23 protein-coding genes and 5 pseudogenes are annotated in these 17,386 nt (G+C 65.1%); 20 read left to right on the top strand and 8 right to left on the bottom strand.

Features of this window, described 5'->3' with window-relative positions; translation table 11 throughout:
* Positions 1-52: 52 nt before the first annotated feature.
* The 7 genes and pseudogenes from QM711_RS12965 to QM711_RS12935 all read left to right on the top strand — a co-directional run.
* Positions 53-508 (top strand): annotated as a pseudogene (locus QM711_RS12965) (ATP-binding cassette domain-containing protein); the annotation flags it as partial.
* 319 nt (positions 509-827) lie between these two features.
* Positions 828-1,574 carry an ATP-binding cassette domain-containing protein gene (locus tag QM711_RS12960; protein ID WP_415099924.1) on the top strand — a complete coding sequence of 249 codons (747 nt, stop codon included), beginning with the start codon at positions 828-830 and terminating at the stop codon, positions 1,572-1,574.
* Complete coding sequence (locus tag QM711_RS12955) at positions 1,571-2,539, top strand: ABC transporter permease (RefSeq protein WP_415099999.1); 969 nt, start codon at positions 1,571-1,573, stop codon at positions 2,537-2,539. Before QM711_RS12960 ends, QM711_RS12955 begins: the two co-directional genes overlap by 4 nt.
* A gap of 259 nt (positions 2,540-2,798) precedes the next feature.
* A complete protein-coding gene (locus QM711_RS12950; RefSeq protein ID WP_415099922.1) occupies positions 2,799-3,341 on the top strand; it encodes an ABC transporter permease subunit in 543 nt (180 codons plus the stop codon).
* A pseudogene (locus QM711_RS12945) lies at positions 3,275-3,631 on the top strand (NAD(P)-binding domain-containing protein); the annotation flags it as partial. The gene QM711_RS12950 and the pseudogene QM711_RS12945, both read left to right, overlap by 67 nt.
* Positions 3,632-3,728: 97 nt before the next feature.
* Positions 3,729-3,839: pseudogene (locus QM711_RS12940) on the top strand (NAD(P)-binding domain-containing protein); the annotation flags it as partial.
* A complete protein-coding gene (locus QM711_RS12935; RefSeq protein WP_415099920.1) occupies positions 3,826-4,449 on the top strand; it encodes an NAD-binding protein in 624 nt (207 codons plus the stop codon). The pseudogene QM711_RS12940 and the gene QM711_RS12935, both read left to right, overlap by 14 nt.
* 26 nt (positions 4,450-4,475) lie before the next feature.
* Here QM711_RS12935 and QM711_RS12930 read toward each other — a convergent pair whose 3' ends face one another.
* Positions 4,476-4,868 (bottom strand): hypothetical protein, encoded by a 393-nt coding sequence (locus QM711_RS12930; protein ID WP_415099918.1) that lies wholly within the window; start codon positions 4,866-4,868, stop codon positions 4,476-4,478.
* Between the two features lie 7 nt (positions 4,869-4,875).
* Between QM711_RS12930 and QM711_RS12925 the strand changes: the two genes are divergently transcribed.
* Positions 4,876-5,046, top strand: coding sequence for a TIM barrel protein (locus QM711_RS12925; protein WP_415099916.1), 171 nt, complete (start codon positions 4,876-4,878; stop codon positions 5,044-5,046).
* Between the two features lie 640 nt (positions 5,047-5,686).
* Here the strand turns inward: QM711_RS12925 and QM711_RS12920 are convergent.
* Positions 5,687-5,977 carry a hypothetical protein gene (locus tag QM711_RS12920; protein WP_415099914.1) on the bottom strand — a complete coding sequence of 97 codons (291 nt, stop codon included), beginning with the start codon at positions 5,975-5,977 and terminating at the stop codon, positions 5,687-5,689.
* On the opposite strand from QM711_RS12920, the gene QM711_RS12915 reads away from it, so the two are divergent.
* The 11 genes from QM711_RS12915 (at position 5,976) to QM711_RS12865 (ending at position 13,914) form a co-directional block, all read left to right on the top strand.
* On the top strand, positions 5,976-6,581 hold the full coding sequence (locus QM711_RS12915) for a LysR substrate-binding domain-containing protein (protein WP_415099997.1): 606 nt from the start codon (positions 5,976-5,978) through the stop codon (positions 6,579-6,581). The genes QM711_RS12920 and QM711_RS12915 overlap by 2 nt on opposite strands.
* Positions 6,582-6,860: 279 nt before the next feature.
* A complete protein-coding gene (locus tag QM711_RS12910; protein WP_415099912.1) occupies positions 6,861-7,148 on the top strand; it encodes a hypothetical protein in 288 nt (95 codons plus the stop codon).
* Between the two features lie 9 nt (positions 7,149-7,157).
* On the top strand, positions 7,158-7,769 hold the full coding sequence (locus QM711_RS12905; protein WP_415099910.1) for an extracellular solute-binding protein: 612 nt from the start codon (positions 7,158-7,160) through the stop codon (positions 7,767-7,769).
* Between the two features lie 204 nt (positions 7,770-7,973).
* Positions 7,974-8,822: an ABC transporter permease gene (locus tag QM711_RS12900; protein ID WP_415099908.1), complete on the top strand. Its 849-nt coding sequence runs from the start codon at positions 7,974-7,976 to the stop codon at positions 8,820-8,822.
* Between the two features lie 83 nt (positions 8,823-8,905).
* Positions 8,906-9,145 carry a hypothetical protein gene (locus QM711_RS12895; protein ID WP_415099906.1) on the top strand — a complete coding sequence of 80 codons (240 nt, stop codon included), beginning with the start codon at positions 8,906-8,908 and terminating at the stop codon, positions 9,143-9,145.
* A gap of 29 nt (positions 9,146-9,174) precedes the next feature.
* Positions 9,175-9,948 carry an ATP-binding cassette domain-containing protein gene (locus tag QM711_RS12890; RefSeq protein ID WP_415099995.1) on the top strand — a complete coding sequence of 258 codons (774 nt, stop codon included), beginning with the start codon at positions 9,175-9,177 and terminating at the stop codon, positions 9,946-9,948.
* Complete coding sequence (locus QM711_RS12885; protein ID WP_415099992.1) at positions 9,845-10,306, top strand: ATP-binding cassette domain-containing protein; 462 nt, start codon at positions 9,845-9,847, stop codon at positions 10,304-10,306. Before QM711_RS12890 ends, QM711_RS12885 begins: the two co-directional genes overlap by 104 nt.
* A 483-nt stretch (positions 10,307-10,789) precedes the next feature.
* The gene (locus QM711_RS12880; RefSeq protein ID WP_415099904.1) at positions 10,790-12,154 is read left to right on the top strand and encodes an NAD(P)-binding domain-containing protein; all 1,365 of its coding nucleotides are present in this window, start codon (positions 10,790-10,792) and stop codon (positions 12,152-12,154) included.
* A gap of 361 nt (positions 12,155-12,515) precedes the next feature.
* Positions 12,516-12,824 (top strand): DsbA family protein, encoded by a 309-nt coding sequence (locus tag QM711_RS12875; protein ID WP_415099902.1) that lies wholly within the window; start codon positions 12,516-12,518, stop codon positions 12,822-12,824.
* Positions 12,821-13,330, top strand: coding sequence for a hypothetical protein (locus tag QM711_RS12870; protein ID WP_415099900.1), 510 nt, complete (start codon positions 12,821-12,823; stop codon positions 13,328-13,330). Before QM711_RS12875 ends, QM711_RS12870 begins: the two co-directional genes overlap by 4 nt.
* Positions 13,331-13,371: 41 nt before the next feature.
* Positions 13,372-13,914: a peroxidase-related enzyme gene (locus QM711_RS12865; RefSeq protein ID WP_415099990.1), complete on the top strand. Its 543-nt coding sequence runs from the start codon at positions 13,372-13,374 to the stop codon at positions 13,912-13,914.
* Between the two features lie 115 nt (positions 13,915-14,029).
* Here QM711_RS12865 and QM711_RS12860 read toward each other — a convergent pair whose 3' ends face one another.
* The gene (locus tag QM711_RS12860) at positions 14,030-14,308 is read right to left on the bottom strand and encodes a hypothetical protein (protein WP_415099898.1); all 279 of its coding nucleotides are present in this window, start codon (positions 14,306-14,308) and stop codon (positions 14,030-14,032) included.
* Between QM711_RS12860 and QM711_RS12855 the strand changes: the two genes are divergently transcribed.
* On the top strand, positions 14,307-15,164 hold the full coding sequence (locus QM711_RS12855; RefSeq protein WP_415099896.1) for an MATE family efflux transporter: 858 nt from the start codon (positions 14,307-14,309) through the stop codon (positions 15,162-15,164). The genes QM711_RS12860 and QM711_RS12855 overlap by 2 nt on opposite strands.
* Here the strand turns inward: QM711_RS12855 and QM711_RS12850 are convergent.
* From QM711_RS12850 to QM711_RS12830, 5 genes and pseudogenes are all read right to left on the bottom strand, one after another.
* Positions 15,153-15,623: a hypothetical protein gene (locus QM711_RS12850; protein ID WP_415099894.1), complete on the bottom strand. Its 471-nt coding sequence runs from the start codon at positions 15,621-15,623 to the stop codon at positions 15,153-15,155. The genes QM711_RS12855 and QM711_RS12850 overlap by 12 nt on opposite strands.
* 39 nt (positions 15,624-15,662) lie before the next feature.
* Positions 15,663-15,932, bottom strand: coding sequence for a hypothetical protein (locus QM711_RS12845; protein ID WP_415099892.1), 270 nt, complete (start codon positions 15,930-15,932; stop codon positions 15,663-15,665).
* A pseudogene (locus QM711_RS12840) lies at positions 15,929-16,366 on the bottom strand (2-dehydro-3-deoxygalactonokinase); the annotation flags it as partial. The gene QM711_RS12845 and the pseudogene QM711_RS12840, both read right to left, overlap by 4 nt.
* Before the next feature lie 73 nt (positions 16,367-16,439).
* A pseudogene (locus QM711_RS12835) lies at positions 16,440-16,826 on the bottom strand (hypothetical protein); the annotation flags it as partial.
* A gap of 118 nt (positions 16,827-16,944) precedes the next feature.
* Entirely contained in the window at positions 16,945-17,295 is a 351-nt protein-coding gene (locus QM711_RS12830; protein WP_415099890.1) for a hypothetical protein, read from the bottom strand.
* Positions 17,296-17,386 lie beyond the last annotated feature (91 nt).

Here is a 17,386-nt window from a genome sequence, read left to right as displayed (position 1 = left end):
AGCTTCCGGGGTGCGTCCCGCGCGGCGCGCCCCGGCCTTTCGGGACAAGACCATGATCGCCACCGCTCCCCTGATAGAGCTTTCGGGGATTTCGAAATCCTACGGCCCCGTTCAGGCGCTGAAAGAGGTCGACTTCACCGCCGCCGCCGGCACGATCCACGCCATTCTCGGCGAGAACGGCGCCGGCAAGTCGACCTTGATGAAGCTGTTGTCGGGCGCGATCGCGCCGAGCGCCGGCGAAATCCGCGTCGATGGACAGGCCGCGTGCTTCTCCGGCACGCGGGATGCGTCGTCGCGGGGGATCGTCTGCATGTTCCAGGAGCTATCGCTGATGCCGGGCCTCAGCGTCGGCGACAATATCGTGCTGGCCCGGCCCGAAACCCGTTTCGGCCTGATGCGCCGCAGCGCCTATGACGGCGCGCGGCAGGCGCTCGCCCGCATCGGCGCGGACACGATCGCGCTCGACAAGCCCGTTCATGAACTGACGCTCGCCGAACGTCAGCTGGTCGAGATCGCCAAGGCGCTCTACCAGAAGCCCCGCCTTCTCATTCTCGACGAAGCCACTTCGGCGCTCGGCGCCGCCGCCGTCGAGAAGGTGTTTTCCGTCATCCGCCAATTGCGCGATGAGGGTTGCTGCATCCTGTTCATTTCCCATCGCTTTCACGAGGTCGAGGCGCTGGCCGACCGCATCTCGGTGTTTCGCGCCGGCACCCATGTCAAAACCTTTCCGGCCGGCACGATGCGTCAGGACGAGATCGTGGCGTTGATGATCGGCCAGTCGATGGAGCAGCTTTTTCCGCCGCCGCGCGCCGCCGGTCGAGCGGTCCGTGCCGCCACGGCTCCGGCTTGCCGATGTCGGCTTCGGACAGGAACTGTCCGGCGTCGGCTTCGAGGTGCGCCCCGGCGAGATCTACGGGCTCGGCGGTCTCGACGGACAGGGTCAGCAAAGGGTTCCCGAGGCGATCTTCGGCACGCTGTCGGGCGTGACCGGCGTGATCGAGATCGGCGGCAAGTCTTTCGGCGGCCGTTCGCCCTTCCGCGCCAAGGACCCGGCTTTCGCCGTCGCCTTCGTGCCGGAGGACCGCAAGACCGAAGGCATGATCCAGCCTCTGTCCATCGAGGACAATATGCGGCTGGCCGGACTTGGCGCAGCCGGCGATCCCACAGCCCGCGAACGGCGCTACCACGACCTGCTGGCACGGCTCGAACTCGTCTACGGCCGGCTGTCCGATCCGGTCTCCTCGCTGTCGGGCGGCAACCAGCAGAAGGTGCTGCTGGCCAAGTGGCTGGCGCTTCAGCCGCGCTGCCTGCTGCTTCTCGACCCCACCCGCGGCATCGACGTGAAGACCAAGGCGCAGATCTACCGCCTGCTGCACGATCTGGCGCTGGAGGGCGTGGCCATCGTGCTGCAATCGACCGATTACGAGGAACTCGTCCATCTCTGCGACCGCGTGGCCGTCTTTTATGGCGGGCGCATCGCCCGCGAACTGTCGGGCGCCAGCTTGACGCCGGAAAACCTGATCTCGGCCGCCATGGGGCTTGCCGAGGGAGAAACGCTGGGAGACGCGGCATGACCGGCACTTTCCTCGCCCGCAACCTGCGCGTCGTCATTCCGACCGTGGCCTTCGCGCTCCTCTTCGTCCTCTATATCGCCACCCATCCGCGCGGGCTCTCCACCTATGTCCTGACCATCTGGTCGAACCAGTCGGCGCTGCTGGTCTTCGCGGCGCTGGCGCAGTTTTTTGTCGTTCTGGTGCGGGGGATCGACCTTTCGGTGGGCGCGATGATCGCGCTCAGCAATGTCGTCGCCTCGCATGTGCTGGATGGCGCCCATATCCCCGTCGCCCTCGGCGTGGTTCTGGTGCTGGCGACCGGGGCCGTCTGCGGCTTCCTCAGTGGCGTGATCGTCACAATCGGCCGCATTCCGCCGATCATCGCGACGCTGGCGACCGGCGCCATCTATTCCGGCATCGCGCTCTGGCTGCGCCCGACACCGGGCGGCGCGGTGAACGAGGCGCTCTCCGATGCCCTGACCTATGCCATCGGGCCGGTTCCGACCTCGCTCGTCATCGTCGTCACCATCGTTGTCGCCGGCACCTGGCTCATGCGGCGCAGTGTGTTCGGCCTGTCGCTCCATGCGCTTGGATCGTCGGAACATTCCGCCGAACTGACCGGGCTCGACGTCGCCCGCACCCGCATTCTCGCCCACACGCTCGGCGGGCTTTGCGCCGGCTTCGGCGGCTTTTACGTCGCCATGGTCACGCTGACCGGCGATGCCGGCATCGGCCCCACCTACACGCTGAATTCCATCGCCGCCATCGTGCTCGGCGGCGTATCGCTGGCCGGCGGCATCGGCAGCGTGTTCGGCGTGGTCATCGGCGCCATGCTGCTCAAGACCATCGCCGCGCTGATGTTCTTTTCCGGCTTGCCGCCGCTGGCCCAACCCTTCTTCGAAGGCTTCATCCTCGCGCTTGCCATCGCTTTCGGCTCTCTCGGCATCCTGCGCGTCCGCAACAAGCTGAAACTGTTCACCCAATGATCGAAGCAGCCCCGCCTTTCCAGAACCGGCGGCCCGTTCCGCCCCTCCATGGACCCGGCCATCCTCATGGTCGTCGTTGGCTGCGGCATCCTGCTGGCGGTCGGCGGCGCCATCCTGCCGGCCTTCCTCAGCGCCGGCTACCTGCTCCAGCAATTGCAGATCGCCGCCTTCCTCGGCATCATCGCCGCCGGCGCGACGCTGGTGATCCTGCTCGGCCATATCGACCTGTCTGTGCCGGCCTACGATCACCGCCATCGCCGTGTTGACGACGACCGTCGCCGGCCATGCCAATCCCGCCATCGCCACCTTCGCCATTCCGGCTGGGCTGGCGGCCGGCGCGCTGATCGGCCTTGTCAACGGCCTCGGCGTCGCCTTCCTGCGTCTGCCCTCCATGGTGTGGACGCTGGCGATGAACTCCATGCTGGTCGGCACGATCGTCTTCTTCACCGGCGGCTTCAAACCGCGCGGCGTCGCCCCGCCGCTGTCGGTCACGCTGTCGCTGGAAAGAAGCCTCGGCATTCCCAACGCCTTCCTGCTGCTGGCTGGCGGTCATCGCCTTCGTGCTGTGGCTCACCCGCGGCGCACCATGCTACGGCAACTATACCTGATCGCCATAGGCAATTCCGAAAAGGCCGTCTATCTTCTCCGGTGTGCGGGTGCGGCTGATCACGACCATGACCTTCGTCGGCCGCCGGCCTGTTCACCGGCCATCGGCGCCATTCTTCTCGGCCGGCTATGCCAACCAGGCCTATCAGGGCATGGGCGATCCCTATATCGCTGCCCGTCATCACCGCTGTCGTGATCGGCGGCACCTCGATCCTCGGCGGTCAGCGGCGGCTATGGCGGAGACGCGTCGGCGGGAGCGATCTTCATCACGCTCCTGTCATCCATCCTATCCGTTCTCCAGATGCCCGAAGCGTTGCGGCAGATCGTCTTCGGCGTCATCATTCTCTCGATGCTTCTGTCGCGAACCCTAAGAAGGAGCAGGAACTGATGTCCTCCGCAAAACAAACGATTGCCGTCGTCGGCCTTGGCTCGATGGGGCTGGGCATGGCGCGCTCACTGCTGCGCAGCGGACATTCGGTGCGCGGCTTCGACGTCAACCCGGCGGCCCTCGAAGCGCTGATCCGAGGCCGGCGGCACGGCCTGCAACAGCCCGGCGGATGCGGTAACGGGCAGCGATGTCGCGGTGGTGGTCGTGGTCAACGCGGCGCAGACGGAAACGGTGCTGTTCGGCGAAGGCGGCATCGTGGATGCGCTGAAGCCCGGCGCGGTCGTCATCTCCTGTGCCACCATCGCCCCCGCCGAGGCCAAGGATTTCGCCAGCCGCGCCTCCGCGCGCCAGTTGCACTATATCGACGGCGCCGATCAGCGGCGGCGCGGTGAAGGCCGGCAATGGCGAGCTGACCTTCATGGCCTCCGGCGCCGCCGAAGCCTTCGCGCTGGCGCGGCCGGCGCTCGACGCGATGGCCGGCACGGTCTACGAGCTCGGCGAGCAGCCGGGCGTCGGCTCCTCCTTCAAGATCGTCAACCAGTTGCTGGCCGGCGTCCATATCGCGGTCGCCTGCGAGGCGATCACCTTCGCCAAAAGCCTCGACCTCGACATTTCCCGCGTCTTCGACGTCATCACCAAATCGGCCGGCAACAGCTGGATGTTCGAGAACCGCATTCCGCATGTGCTCGCCGGAGATTACACGCCGCACAGCGCGGTATCGATCTTCACCAAGGATCTCGGGATCGTCTCGGATATCGGCCGCAAGCAGAAATTTCCCCTGCCGATCGCCAGCGCGGCGCTGCAACTCTTCGTCATGACCGAAGCCGCCGGCATGGGCCGCGACGACGACAGTTCGGTTGCCCGCCTGCTGGCGAAGATCGCCGGCCTCGACCTGCCCGGCACCGAGAAGGAATAACGCCATGCCCCGCTTTGCTGCCAACCTCACGCATGATGTTCAACGAGTATCCCTTCCTCGACCGCTTCCAGGCGGCGGCCGATGCCGGCTTTAAGGCGGTGGAATATCTCTTTCCCTACGATTTTCCCGGCCGAAGAGGTCGCCGAGCGGCGCGAGCGCGCCGGCCTGAAGCAGGCCCTCTTCAACATGCCGCCCGGCGACTGGGCAGCGGGAGAGCGCGGCATTGCCGCCCTTGCCGGCCGCCGGACCGACTTCATTGCCGCGCGTCGATCTCGCCGTCCGCTATGCCCGGCGTCATCGGCACGCCGCTCTTGCACATGATGGCCGGTATTGCCGATCCGCAATCGCCGCGACAGCGCGTGCAGAACTATCGCGAGGCACTGAAGATCGCCGCCGACAGGACCGGCGAGAGCGGGCATCGGCCTGGTGATCGAGCCGATCAACGGCCGCGACATGCCCGGCTATTTCCTCAACGATTTCGACCGCGCGCTGGCCTTCATCGATGAAGTCGGCCAGCCGCACGTCAAGCTGCAATTCGACATCTATCACCGGCAGATCCTGCACGGCGACGTGATCGATGGCGCTGAGAGGCGATGATGCCGAGCATCGGCCATATCCAGGTCGCCTCCGTGCCGCTGCGCAACGAGCCGGGCACCGGCGAACTGAACGACGCCACGCATCTTCGCCGAGATCGACGCGCTGGGCTATCAGGGCTATATCGGCTGCGAATACCGCCCGGCCGGCCGCACCGAGGACGGGCTCGGCTGGATGCGGGCGCTTTAGAGGATCGGCACGCGGATCATTCGGCCTCCGGTTTCGTGCGGCGCCTTCCGCGTCCTCATCAAATAGGCTCACACGTTGAAACCGTCGGCCGCCGCCGATACCTGAATATGCGCATGAGATGAAGCTTAATGGCGCAATGGGACGGAAAGGTGAAATTCCGCGGGCGCTCCGGTTAGGCCCGATTGCGATGCGCGCTCTTTCCGGATTCTCGGCCAAACCTTCCGACAATATGGAAAATGCCGAAACGGAAGGCAATCAGCATATATATTCCTCAAAAATCGAAAATTCATCTGTCATTTTTCCAGGAACGAGATTTTATCAAAATTTTGTTCTTTGCGTCTGGCGTTTAGAATTCGTTTTATGCAGTATAAATTTGTCATAATGCAAAAAGCGCATAATCCATGGAAATCCGCGAACTCGAAGCGTTTCTGGCAGTCATGTTCAACCGGCAGCATCACCGGCGTGGCGCGGATGCTCGACCGTTCGCAATCCCAGGTAACACGGCTGATCCAGGAAACTGGAGACCGCCCTCGGCTTTCCGCTGTTCTATGACCGCAACGGCCCGAAGATCGCCCCCACCGACCAGGGCATCGCCTTCCATGCCGATGCCGAGCGCTTCCTGAGCGGCATCGGCCATCTGCGCGAGCGAGCCCGCACCATTGCCGAGAAGCAGCCGAAACCCATCGAAATCGCCGCGACGCCGGCCTTCGCCAAGTGGAATCGTGCCGCTTGCGCTCGCCGCCATGCCGGGAAGAAAGCGGCCGCCGTCGATCTCGCTGCATGGCATGCCGGCCGAGGCGGCGGTGCAATCGGTTCTCGCCCGCACCGCCGATTTCTGCATCACCTCGCTGCCGGCCGAACAGCCGGGGCTCGAAGCCCATGGCTTCTTCCAGAACCCGCTGGCGTGGTGGCCGTCGCACCCGACGATCCGCTGGCGGCGCGCGAGACCATCGCCATCGCCGATCTCGCCGGCCGCCACCGTCGCCACCATGGCCAATCCGTTCCGGCTGCGCCGACGCGTCGACCGCGCCTTCGCCACCGCCAACGTCCAACCCGGCCGCCTCATCGCCACCGGCGCGGCGATCAACGCCGTGAAGATCGCCTCGACGGAGCTCGGCGTCGCCATCATCGAGCCCGCCACCGGTTACGGGCTGGGGCTGGCCAATGTCGAGATCCGGCCGCTCGATGTGGATATTCCCTTTCTCTGGGCCATCTTTTCCGCCCAGGGCCGGCCGCTTTCGGCCTCCGCCCACGAACTTGATCGAGACGATCATCCAGATCGCCTCGGCCCGCATGCCGGGCTTCATCGCGCACGATCCGCGCCAACATCAACCGCGTGGCCGACATGACCTTCGGGGAAAGCCATGATGCCACCCTTGCCATACCATTGAACCCGCCAGACCAAACAGGCCAGACTTAACCAGGAGAGAGTGCCATGACTGACTTCATCGCAAACCGCCGCTCGACGCTGAAGCTTCTCGCCGCCGGGGCAGGCGTGCTCGCCGCCCCGTCGCTCTATCCGCCCGGCCCGCGCCCAGGGCAAGGTCGTCAACATCACGACCTACGACAAGTTCATCCCGCAATCCTTCATCGACCAGTTCCAGAAGGACACCGGCATCGAGATCCGCGTGCGCCTGACCGACGACCAGGGCAAGCAGTACAACCTGCTTTCGGCCGAAGGCGCCCAGCCTTCCACCGATATCGTCACCGTCACCGGCCACCGCCTGTCGCAGTTCCTCACCTCCAACCTGCTGGCCCCGCTCGACACCGGCCGCCTGAAGAACTGGGACAAGCTGGCCTTCCGCCTACAAGGGCGCGCCGCAGCTTACCATCGACGGCAAGACCTACGGCCTGCCGCTGCTCGCCGGCTTCGAGGGCCTGGTGCGCAACACCGAATACACCAAGGCCGGCGATAGCTGGGCGTGATGTTCGATGACGAGTTCAAGGGCCTGACCTCCTACATCATCTCCGACTTCATCTCGATCGTCATGCGCTACCAGGGCAATGACGGCGACTACGTGGCCTACGAGAACAAGCCGGAAGAGGCGCGGGCCGCCACCGACAAGGCGCGCGACTTCCTCATCAAGAACAAGGACAAGGTGCGCAAGTACTACGACGCCGGCTCGGAAGTGCAGCAGATGTTCGTCAACGAGGACATCTACCTCGCCCAGGCCTGGTCCGGCCCGGCCGCCAAGCTCATCATGGACGGCCAACCGATCGAGCTTTCGGTGCCGAAGGAAGGCACCTACGGCTTCCTCTATTCGTTCAACGTGGTGAACAACGGCCCGAACGCCGATGCGGCCTACACCTTCCTCGACGCCATCCTGTCCTCGCCGGAAATCGGCGCGGCGATGACCCGCCAGTCGGGCTTCGCCTCGGCCTTCGACGGCGTGGACAAGGCGCTGAACGACAAGGAGCGCGCCGCCATGGCCCTGCCGCAGGAACAGATGGAGCGCATCCAGTTCTTCTCCTCGCTCAACCGCAAGATGAAGAACGACATGGTTGACAAGGCCGCCGCCGAAATCAAGGCCGCCTGAGGCCCCGCCCCTGAAACCGCGACCGGCCGCCCCGGCCGGTCGCCCCCGCAAAAGCGCGCTTGAACGGCAAACGAAAAGACACGAGGGGAAACCGATGAACGCAAACCAGCCCCGCCGCGGCCCGTTATGCCGGGTGGATCGGCAGAGCCACCCGCTGCCGGCCTCTATCGCCACACCATCGGCCGGCTTGCCGACAGCCGAATGGTGAGGCTCGCGCTCCTGGCCGGCGTGCCCCTCGTCTGGATCGCCTTCCTGCATATCGGCCCGATCTTCCAGATGGCCAATATCAGCTTCATGGCGGATTACCCGCCGCAGCCGGACAAGCCCGTCGCCTATACGCTCGCCAATTACCGGCTGTTCTTTTCCGATCCGCTCTATTTCCAGCCGTTCATCCGCAGCCTCGTCTTCGCGGCGGTGGTGACGGTCTCGACGCTCGTCATCGTCTATCCCGTCGCCTATTACGTGGCCAAGGTGGTGCAGCCAAAGAACCGCGTGCGGGCGCTGCTTCTGTTGCTCATCCCCTTCTGGGCCGGCGAACTTATCCGCACTTTCTCGGTCATCATGCTCTTGGCCAACCGCGGCGCGCTGAACGTGCTCCTGCGCGAAATCGGCCTCATCGACCGGCCGATCCCCATGCTCTACACCTCGTTCTCGCTGAGCTTCGGGGTGATCTACCTGCTGGCGCTCTACATGCTTCTGCCGCTCTATTCCGCCATCGAGAAAATCCCGACCTCGCTGGTCCACGCCGCCGCCGATCTCGGCGCCGGCCCCTTCCAGCGCTTCCGGCGGGTCATCCTGCCGCTGTCCAAGGACGGCATCGTCTCCGGGTGCAGCCTCGTCTATCTGACCTCGGTCGGGGTCTTCGCCGCGCCGCTTCTGCTCGGCGGGCCGAACGCGGTGATCTTCCCGGAAGTGATCGCCCAGCTTTTCCACTCCTCGAACGACAAATGGCCGGAAGGCGCCGCCTTCGCCATATTGATGCTCGTGGTTTCGCTCGCCACGGTCGGCCTGTTCATGCGGGTGGTCGGCGGCCGTTCCGTGCGGCTGATGTAAGGAGACGATCATGCGCCATGCCTTCAACGACATGCCGAAAACCGCGCTCGGCGCCGCCTACTGGCTGTTTGCCGTCTATCTGCATGCTGCCCCTGGCGCTGATGATGGCGATGAGCTTCAAGGACGCACAATTTCATCGCCTTCCCGATCACGAAGTGGACCGCTCAGATGGTATGCGCAAGGTGCTTCAGGACAAGCAATTCATCGAAGCCGCGTTCTATTCGATCGGCATCGCGCTCGCCACCACCATCGCCGCGACCGTCGTCGGCGTGTGGATCGCGCTGCTGTCTCCAGCCGAGAAGCATCTGGGGCAAGGCTGCTGATCTTCGCGCTCGCCTGCCTGCCTGCCGTGGTGCCCGGTCTCATCAACGCCATCTCTATGCGCATCTTCATCCGGGCCGGTCGACATTCCGACCGGCACCTTCGCCATCATGCTCTCGCCACACGGTTCACGCGGTGCCCTTCGTGCGTCATCATGGTGCTGACCCGGCTGCGCTCCATGCCGTCGAACCTCGTTGACGCGGCCCGCGATCTCGGCGCCGATCCCTTCGTCGCCTTCATGCGCGTCACGATCCCCTATCTCATGCCGGCCCTGATCGGCGGCATGATCTTCTGCGTCCTGACCAGCATCGACGATTTCGTCCGCACCTTCTTCCTCGGCGGCTACAAGCCGACGCTGCCCATGCTGATCTTCGCCAAGGTGCAGGGCGGCATGTCGCCGCGAAATCAACGCCATGGCGACCATCGTCCTGATCGTCACCGCCGCCATCGGCCTTTACGCCGAGCACTTCACCCGCCGTTCGAGGAACTGAGTGCATGCGAGCCAGTCGTCCAATTCAAAAACGTCCACAAGACCTATGGCGGCGTCTCCGGCTGTCGAAGATCTGCGACCTTGCCATCGCGCCGCGGCCAATTCGTTACGCTGCTTGGCCCCTCCGGCTGCGGCAAGTCGACCACGCTGCGCATGCTCGGCGGTTTCGAAACGCCCACCTCCGGCGGAATCCATCTCGACGGGCAAGCCGATCTCGCACCTGCCGCCCAACAAGCGCAACGTCAACATCGTCTTCCAGGACTATGCGCTGTTTCCGCACCTGTCGGTCGCCCGCAACATCGCCTTCGGGCTTGAGTTGAAGGGCATGGACAGCGCGTCGATCGACCGCGCGTCGTCGAGCTGCTCGGCCTCGTCAAGCTCGGCGATTTCGCAGAGCGCATGCCCGACCAGCTTGTCCGGCGGTCAGCGCCAGCGCGTGGCGCTCATGCGGGCGCTCGGCGCCGGATCCGGACGTCCTGCTGCTCGACGAGCCGCTGTCGGCGCTCGACGCCAAGCTGCGCCACGACATGCAGATCGAGCTGAAGCGCCATCCAGCGCGACCACCGGCAAGACCTTCATCTTCGTCACCCACGACCAGGAGGAAGCGCTCACCATGTCTGACGTCATCGTGGTGATGAACAACGGCCGGATCGAGCAGATGGGGAGCGCCTGATGATCTCTACGCCCGGCCACGCAGCCGCTTCGTCGCCGATTTCATCGGCCAGAGCAATTTCCTCGAAGGCCGATTAGTCTCTGTCGAGAGCGGCACCGCCACGCTCGACTGGCAGGGCAATTTCATCCATGCCGACCTTAACGGCCACCATCATTCCTTCGGCGACCACGTTACGATTGCGCTACGTCCGGAAACTATCTTCTGTTTGCCGCGAGAGCCGGTCGATCTTTCGCTGCGCGGCGCCATCGAGAACCGTATGTTCAAGGGCGCGCACACCGACGCTCACTGTCCGTCTGGATAACGGCGCGACGCTTCTGTCGCCCAGCTCGATCCCGTGGCGCTCTCGCATCTCCGAAGGCGAACACAGTCTGGGTCGGCTGGCGTGAACGCGGACGCCGTGGTTCTGGCCGATTGACAAGGATACAGGAACCTGATGACCTAAGAACAGCAAGACCGGACCGGAGCTCGCCCTCAATGCCCGGCGTGACGCAGGATCTCGTCCTATCTCAACTATCCCGCCGCAAACTGGTCGAAGTCGGTCGAAGCTCAGACGGGCCAGCGGCCAGCGATGTCGTCGATCATCGGCGGCGGCATGTGCGGCCTCGTCGCCTGGCATGCGCTGAGCGCGGCGGGATAGCCAATATCCGCATCGTCGACCAGGCGCCGGAAGGCTACGAGGGCCCGTGGGTGACCTACGCCCGCATGGAAACGCTGCGCTCGCCGAAAACCCTGCTCGGACCGGCACTCGGCATGGCCTCGCTCACCTTTCGCGCCTGGTTTACCGCCCTGCACGGCGAGGCGGAATGGGAGGAGCTGTTCCGCATTCCCCGCCCGATGTGGATGGAATACCTCAAATGGTATCGCGAGGTCATGCAGATCCCGGTCGAGAACGACACGCATGTCACCCGCATCATGCCCCGCCCGGATGGCCTGATCGAATTGCAGATCGCCGGCGGCGAAAGGCCGTCGATCCTCACCCGCAACGTGGTGATGGCGACGGGCCGCGACGGCCTCGGCGAACCGACCATTCCCGGCTTCGTCGAAGGGCTGGAGCGCCATCAGCTCTGGGCGCATTCGGCCGATCCGATCGATTTTGACCGGCTGAAGGGCAAACGCGTCGTGGTCATCGGCGTCGGCGCGTCGGCGGTGGACAATGCGGCGGAAGCGCTGGAAGCCGGCGCCGGGGAAGTGCGGCTTCTCGCCAGACGCAAACAATGCCGACAGATCAACAAGCTGATGGGCATCGGCTCCTACGGCGTCACCGCCGGCTTCGCGAAGATCGATCCGGAATGGCGCTGGCGGCTGATGGACTATTCCACCAAGCAGCAGACGCCCGCGCCCCACAATTCGACGCTGCGCGTCAGCCGACCATCCCAATGCCTATCTTCCACTTCGATTGCGGTATCCAACTCGATGAAGGAAGAAGATGGCGAGGTGGTCATCACCACAATCAATGGCCGCGTCTTCAGCACCGATTTCGTCATTCTCGGCACCGGCTTTTCAATCGATCCGGTCAGTCGCGCGGAACTCGACCCCCTATCAGGACAGATTGCCTGCTGGGAAGATCGCTACATACCGCCAGTCAGGCGAGGAAAATCCCGGCCTCGCCAGCTTTCCCTGGCTGGAGGACGACTTCTCCTTCACCGAGAAGGAGCCGGCGCCGCGCCGTGGCTGAAGGATATCCATTGCTTCAATTACGGCTCATCCGTCAGCATTGGCAAAGTCTCCGGCGATATTCCGGCGATCAGCGAGGGCGCGCTGTGGCTGGCGCGCGGTATCGCCGCCTCGTTGTTCATCGCGCGATATCGACCAGCACTGGCAGGCGCTGCTCGCCTACGAAAAACCTGAGCTCGACGGTTCCGAATGGACCGACGCCGACGCGCCGGGCCACCACGCAGAAAACAGCCTGAGGAGGAAAGCTGATGAGCAGGAAGACCGTCTATTACTACCATGCGCTGAGTTCGCCCTGGGCCTATCTCGGCTGGCCTCAGTTCAAGGCGCTGATCGAGAAGCACGACCTCGATGTGGTGGTCCGCCCCGACCCGCATCGTACCGGAAAACGGCGGCGTGCCGCTGCGCTCGCAGCCTCAGCCGCGGCAGGATTACCATGCCGTCGAACTCGACCGCTGGCGCAGGCGGCTGGGCATGCCGCTGGTGCTGAAGCCGAAATATTATCCGACCAACAACGAGTTTTCGGCCCGCATGGTGATTGCCGGCCGACAGGCTCGGCCTGCCCGCGCTCGACCTCAGCCACGCGCTTCTGCGCGCCCTGTGGAGCGAGGAAAAGGACGTGACCGACCCGGCCGTGCGCATCGCGGTCGCCAACAGCCTCGGCCTCGACGGCCGCAGACTGCAGGCGATCGAGGACAAGCCGGAAATCATTGCGGCCTGGAACGACAGCCATGCGGAAGCGACCCGGCGCGGCGTGTTCGGAACGCCGACCTGGGTTTACAAGGACATGCTTTACTGGGGGCAGGATCGCCTGACCTTCCTCGACGAAGCGCTCTCGGAGGATTGACCCATGACCTACCACGCCAGAACGTCATCGACGCGTGCTCGGCCTCGACGAATCCTCGCCCATTCTCGCTGCTCCGCGAGAAGCGCGAAAAGCTCAAGCACCTGACCCAGACCAGCTACGAGGCGGCGCTCGAGCCCGCCGATGCCACGCAATTTTTCCTATGCGCTGCGCGCCGCGCTTGCTCTGCGCATGGCGCGTTTGTGGAACGCCGAAGAACTCGCCGCCCATTACAAGGCGCGGCTCGCCGAGGAAGGGGCAACGCTCCGACCTACGAAGCCATCGCCGACCCGGCATTCAAGGGCGGCGACGACGCGCGCCTCGCAGCAATCCTCAACCATGTCGATCTCGTCACGCTCACCCCGAAGAGACGCGACGCGCGGAAAAATCGAAAAGCTCTACGCGCAGGGCTCGACGACCGCGATATCGTCACGCTCGCCGGGCTGATCGCCTTCGTCAATTATCAGGTGCTGGTGGTGGCCGGCCTCAAGATGATGAGGGACAATTGATATGTCCAACCCGTTCATGAATTCACCCTCGAAGCGCTTGACTGGAAGCCCTATGTCAAGACGGTCGACCCCGCCACGGCGACGCCCGAACAATTCGAAGCCATCAAGGTCACGCCTTCCAACAAGAAGATATCCGGACTACGTGCTGGTGCTCGCCAACGAGCCGCGAGGCGCTGAACGAGCGCACCCCGCTGTTCAACGACATCATGTACAGCGAAGGCGGACTATCACGCGGCGGCCGCGAGATCGGCGCGCTCGCCGCCTCCTTCGTCAATCACTGCATCTATTGCGCCTGCGGTGCATGCAACGCGCTACATCCAGCTCGAAAAACGCCCCGAAGTCGTCGACGAAATACTACAGGCAACGGCCTCGACGCCGATCTGCCGGATTTCGAGCAGGCGCTGTTCAATTTCGGCGTGGACCTCACCGCCCATCCCGACAACGTTGGCGTCTACCAATTCTATCACCTGCGCGAGACCGGGCTCGACGACCTCGAAATCCTCGACCTCATCCATTCCATCGCGATCTTCGGCTGGGCCAACCGGCTGATGCACACGCTTGGCGAACCACATCGGAAAGAATAAGTGAAGGCAACGGCCCATTACGGCGACCGAGGCAGCTGTCCGCCCGTTCTCCATCGGCCACCGCGATGTCCTGACAATCGCGCTACCGATGATGATCGCCTATCTTTCCACGCCGCTAGTCGGCCTGATCGCGACCGGCGTCGATCGCGCATTTGCGTGACGAGGCACTGATCGGCGGTGTGGCGCTGTCCGCGGTCATCTTCGACGTCATCTTCGTGTCGTTCAACTTCCTGCGCGGCGCGACCACCGGCTTCACGGCGCAGGCGATCGGGCGCCGGCGACCGGCGTGAAGGAACAGAAGATGCTGCCGAGCGGCCTCATCATCGCGCTCGTTGCCGGTCTGGCGCTGCTTCTGCTGCAAAAGCCCATCGGCGCGCTTGGCCTTAGCCGCCATGAGCGCAGACGGCGAGGTCGCCGAAGCCGCCACCACCTACTTCCACTGGCGCATCTGGTCGGCCCCCTTCGTGCTGTTCAACTTCGTGGTGTTCGGCTGGATCATTGGCCGCGGCGAGGCGATCGTACGGCATGGCGCTTCAGACCCTGCTGAATGTGCTGAACGCCGCGCTCGCCTGGCACTGGGTCATAGGGCTCGGCTGGGGGGTGGCGGGTGTCGCCATCGCCTCGCTGGTTGCCGAAGGCGTAACCGCGCTGGCCGGCCTCTGTCTCATCCTCGCCACGCACCGAGCGCGCTGTGGAGCCTGCCGGACATAGCGGCCTTCCGCCGCGCCTTTATGGTCAATGGCGACATGATGATCCGCTCCTTCGCGCTGCTCATCGGCCTGTCCTTCTTCACCCGCCAGAGCGGCATGCTCGGCATCGACATCCTCGCCGCCAACACCATTCTCCTGCGCTTCTATTTCTTCGGCGTCGCCTTCATCGATGGCGTCGCGACCGCCGCCGAACAGCTTGCCGGCCGCGCCGTCGGCGCGCGCTTCCGACCCGCCTTCGACCGGACGATCAAGCTCACCACGCTCTGGGGCTTCGTCTTCGCGGCGCTGGTGTCGCTCGCCTTCCTTGTCTCCGGCGGCTGGGTGATCGCCCTCACCGCGCCGACCGAAAACGTCACGGCAATGGCTCATGCCTATCTGCCCTATGTGGTGGCGCTGCCGGTGTTCGGCATCGTCGCCTTCCAGATGGACGGGGTCTATATCGGCGCCACATGGTCGCGGCAGATGCGCAACCTGATGGTCGGCGTCGCTCGTCATCTATTTCGCCGCCTGGGCGGTCCTGCAGCCTCTCTACGGCAATGACGGGCTATGGATCGCGCTCATCCTGTTCCAGAGCGCCCGCAGCATCGCCTTCCGTTTCATGCTGCCGAGACTGGCGGACAGCACCTTCGCGTAAACGAAAGACCGCTGGGGAAAACCGCCGGCAGGCCAGAGAGGGAGCAATCGATCCGGAAGGATCAGGCCGCCACGGCCGCATCGTAGGCCGCGACAATCTTCGCCGGCGCGGCGGCCGTTGCGGCCGACGGTCTGGCCGGGGCGATAGAGCGCCGTGCCGATGCCGAAGCCGGTCGCGCCGGCCTTCAGCCATTCGCCGAAATTGTTCGCGCTCCGGCCCCGCCGACCGCATAGAGCGGCGCGCCCTTGGGCAGAACGGCCTTGATGGCGGAAAGCCCGGCCGGGCCGATCAGCGAGGCCGGGAAAGAATTTCAGCCCCGTGGCGCCGGCCTTCAGCGCCGCGAAACATTCGGTGGGCGTGAACACGCCCGGCCAGGATTCCATGCCGGCGGCACGGGTGGCGGATCACGTCCGGATCGCAATTCGGCGAGACGACCACGGCCGCGCCCATCCTCGCCAGCCGCTCGACATCGGAAACGGTAAGCACCGTGCCCGCCCCGATCTTCGGCCTGCGCTGCCGAAGCGGGCGATCGCCCGCTCGATGCTGTCGAAGGGGTCGGGCGAGTTCAGCGGCACCTCGATGGTGGTGATGCCGGCGGCGATCAGCGCCTCGACATGGGCTTCCACCTCCTCCGGCTTCACGCCGCGCAGGATGGCGATGATGGTACGGCTCATGGATCTATTCCTTTGGGGGGGGGGGGGGGGGGGGGGGGGGGGGGGGGGGGGGGGGTCCGATGCTTTCGAAGGCCTCGTTCCAGCCCGGCGAGCGCAATGGCCTCGCCCGACACCGGTTCGGCCGCGCCGCCGATCAGGGTCAGCGCCTTGACATAGAGGGCCGCCAGCCGGCCGTTACCGACGACGAGCGCCGGCACATCCTGCCACAAAAGGCGCGCAGCCGCCATCTCAAGGCCGATCAGCAAGCCCGAAAGACGGCTGCGCGCCGCCGCCGGCGGGAGGCCCTGCAGCAGACCCTCCGCCCGCAGGCGAAACAGCGAGGCGGCGAAGGCGGCCGGATCGGCCACCACCTCGCGCACCGCAGCGGCGAAGGCCTCCTCGTCCAGTGGCCGACCGTCGTCGGCCATGCCGTGGCGCAGCACCGACTGGGCGGAGAGAAGCGCGAAAGAGTTCGCCGGTCATCACGGTCAGGAACCGCTCGACGCGCCATCGCGGACTCACCACCCATTTCGAATGGGTGCCGGGCAGGCAGATCACGCCGGAAAAGCCGGGGCGGGCGCGAGAACGCCGGCGATCTGGGTTTCCTCGCCCCGCATCACATCGGCCGGGGTCGTCCTGCGACAGGCCGGGCACGATCAAGACCTCGATCAGCGGGCTTTGAAGCTCGGCTTCGCGAAGGGGCCGCCGACCGGCGAGCATGGCACGGCGCGATAGGCGGCTTCGATCCAGCCCTGCCGCGCGCCGGCCATGCCGCACACCATGACCGGCGTGACGCGGGCCGGATCGAGCCAGGGGTCGATCAGGTCCAGAAGCGCCGCTTCGTATTCCGGCGGGGTCAGCTTGCCCATGCCCTTGTCGCTGGAGGCCTCGGCCATCGGCCGGCCCTGCCCGCATCGGCGCGAAGACGCGCAGGTTGCTGGTGCCCCAGTCGGCGGCGATACAGGCGGCGTAGGTCATGGGCGGATATCCGATGGCAGGATTTCGTCGGGAAAGTTCTGGTAGGACACCGGCCTTAAGAAACGGCGAATCGCCATGGTGCCGACCGAGGTGGCGCCGAAATTGGTCGAGGCCGGATAGGGCCCGCCATGCACCATGGCGTCGCCACCTCGACCCCGGTCGGAAAACCGTTGGCGAGAATGCGGCCGGCCTTGCGCTCCAGCACCGGCAGCAGCCGGCGGGCCAGCGGCGTGTCGGCCTTGTCCATGAGCAGCGTCGCGGTCAACTGCCCCTCGAAGCCCTGCGGGCATCCGTGATCATCGCCTCGCCATCGGCGCACCCGCACGACGAGGCCGAACGGGCCGAAGACCTCGTCGGCGAGCGCATGGATCGGCCACGAAGGCTTCTGCCGTGGTCTCGTAAACATGACGGCGCGGCGGTGCGTCCCTCGCTTTCGGTCCCGATGACCGGCTTCGACCCCGAAGGGCGGTCGGCAAGCCGCGCCGCGCCGCGGCGGT

Origin of the sequence: Micropruina sp. (assembly GCF_047602385.1) — a bacterium.
GTDB lineage: Bacteria > Actinomycetota > Actinomycetes > Propionibacteriales > Propionibacteriaceae > Micropruina.
The sequence above is the reverse complement of the archived record's forward strand: the minus strand, read 5'-3'. Positions and strand labels throughout refer to the sequence as shown.

Bases quoted from the DNA above. Each gene is read 5' to 3' on its own strand.
- QM711_RS12930 (WP_415099918.1), bottom strand. From the start codon at position 4,868: ATGCCCGCTCTCGCCGGTCCTGTCGGCGGCGATCTTCAGTGCCTCGCG.
- QM711_RS12860 (WP_415099898.1), bottom strand. From the start codon at position 14,308: ATGGCGGCTAAGGCCAAGCGCGCCGATGGGCTTTTGCAGCAGAAGCAG.
- QM711_RS12855 (WP_415099896.1), top strand. From the start codon at position 14,307: ATGAGCGCAGACGGCGAGGTCGCCGAAGCCGCCACCACCTACTTCCAC.
- QM711_RS12905 (WP_415099910.1), top strand. From the start codon at position 7,158: ATGTTCGATGACGAGTTCAAGGGCCTGACCTCCTACATCATCTCCGAC.
- QM711_RS12920 (WP_415099914.1), bottom strand. From the start codon at position 5,977: ATGGCGGCGAGCGCAAGCGGCACGATTCCACTTGGCGAAGGCCGGCGT.
- QM711_RS12915 (WP_415099997.1), top strand. From the start codon at position 5,976: ATGCCGGGAAGAAAGCGGCCGCCGTCGATCTCGCTGCATGGCATGCCG.
- QM711_RS12895 (WP_415099906.1), top strand. From the start codon at position 8,906: ATGCTGCCCCTGGCGCTGATGATGGCGATGAGCTTCAAGGACGCACAA.
- QM711_RS12830 (WP_415099890.1), bottom strand. From the start codon at position 17,295: ATGTTTACGAGACCACGGCAGAAGCCTTCGTGGCCGATCCATGCGCTC.
- QM711_RS12955 (WP_415099999.1), top strand. From the start codon at position 1,571: ATGACCGGCACTTTCCTCGCCCGCAACCTGCGCGTCGTCATTCCGACC.
- QM711_RS12845 (WP_415099892.1), bottom strand. From the start codon at position 15,932: ATGAGCCGTACCATCATCGCCATCCTGCGCGGCGTGAAGCCGGAGGAG.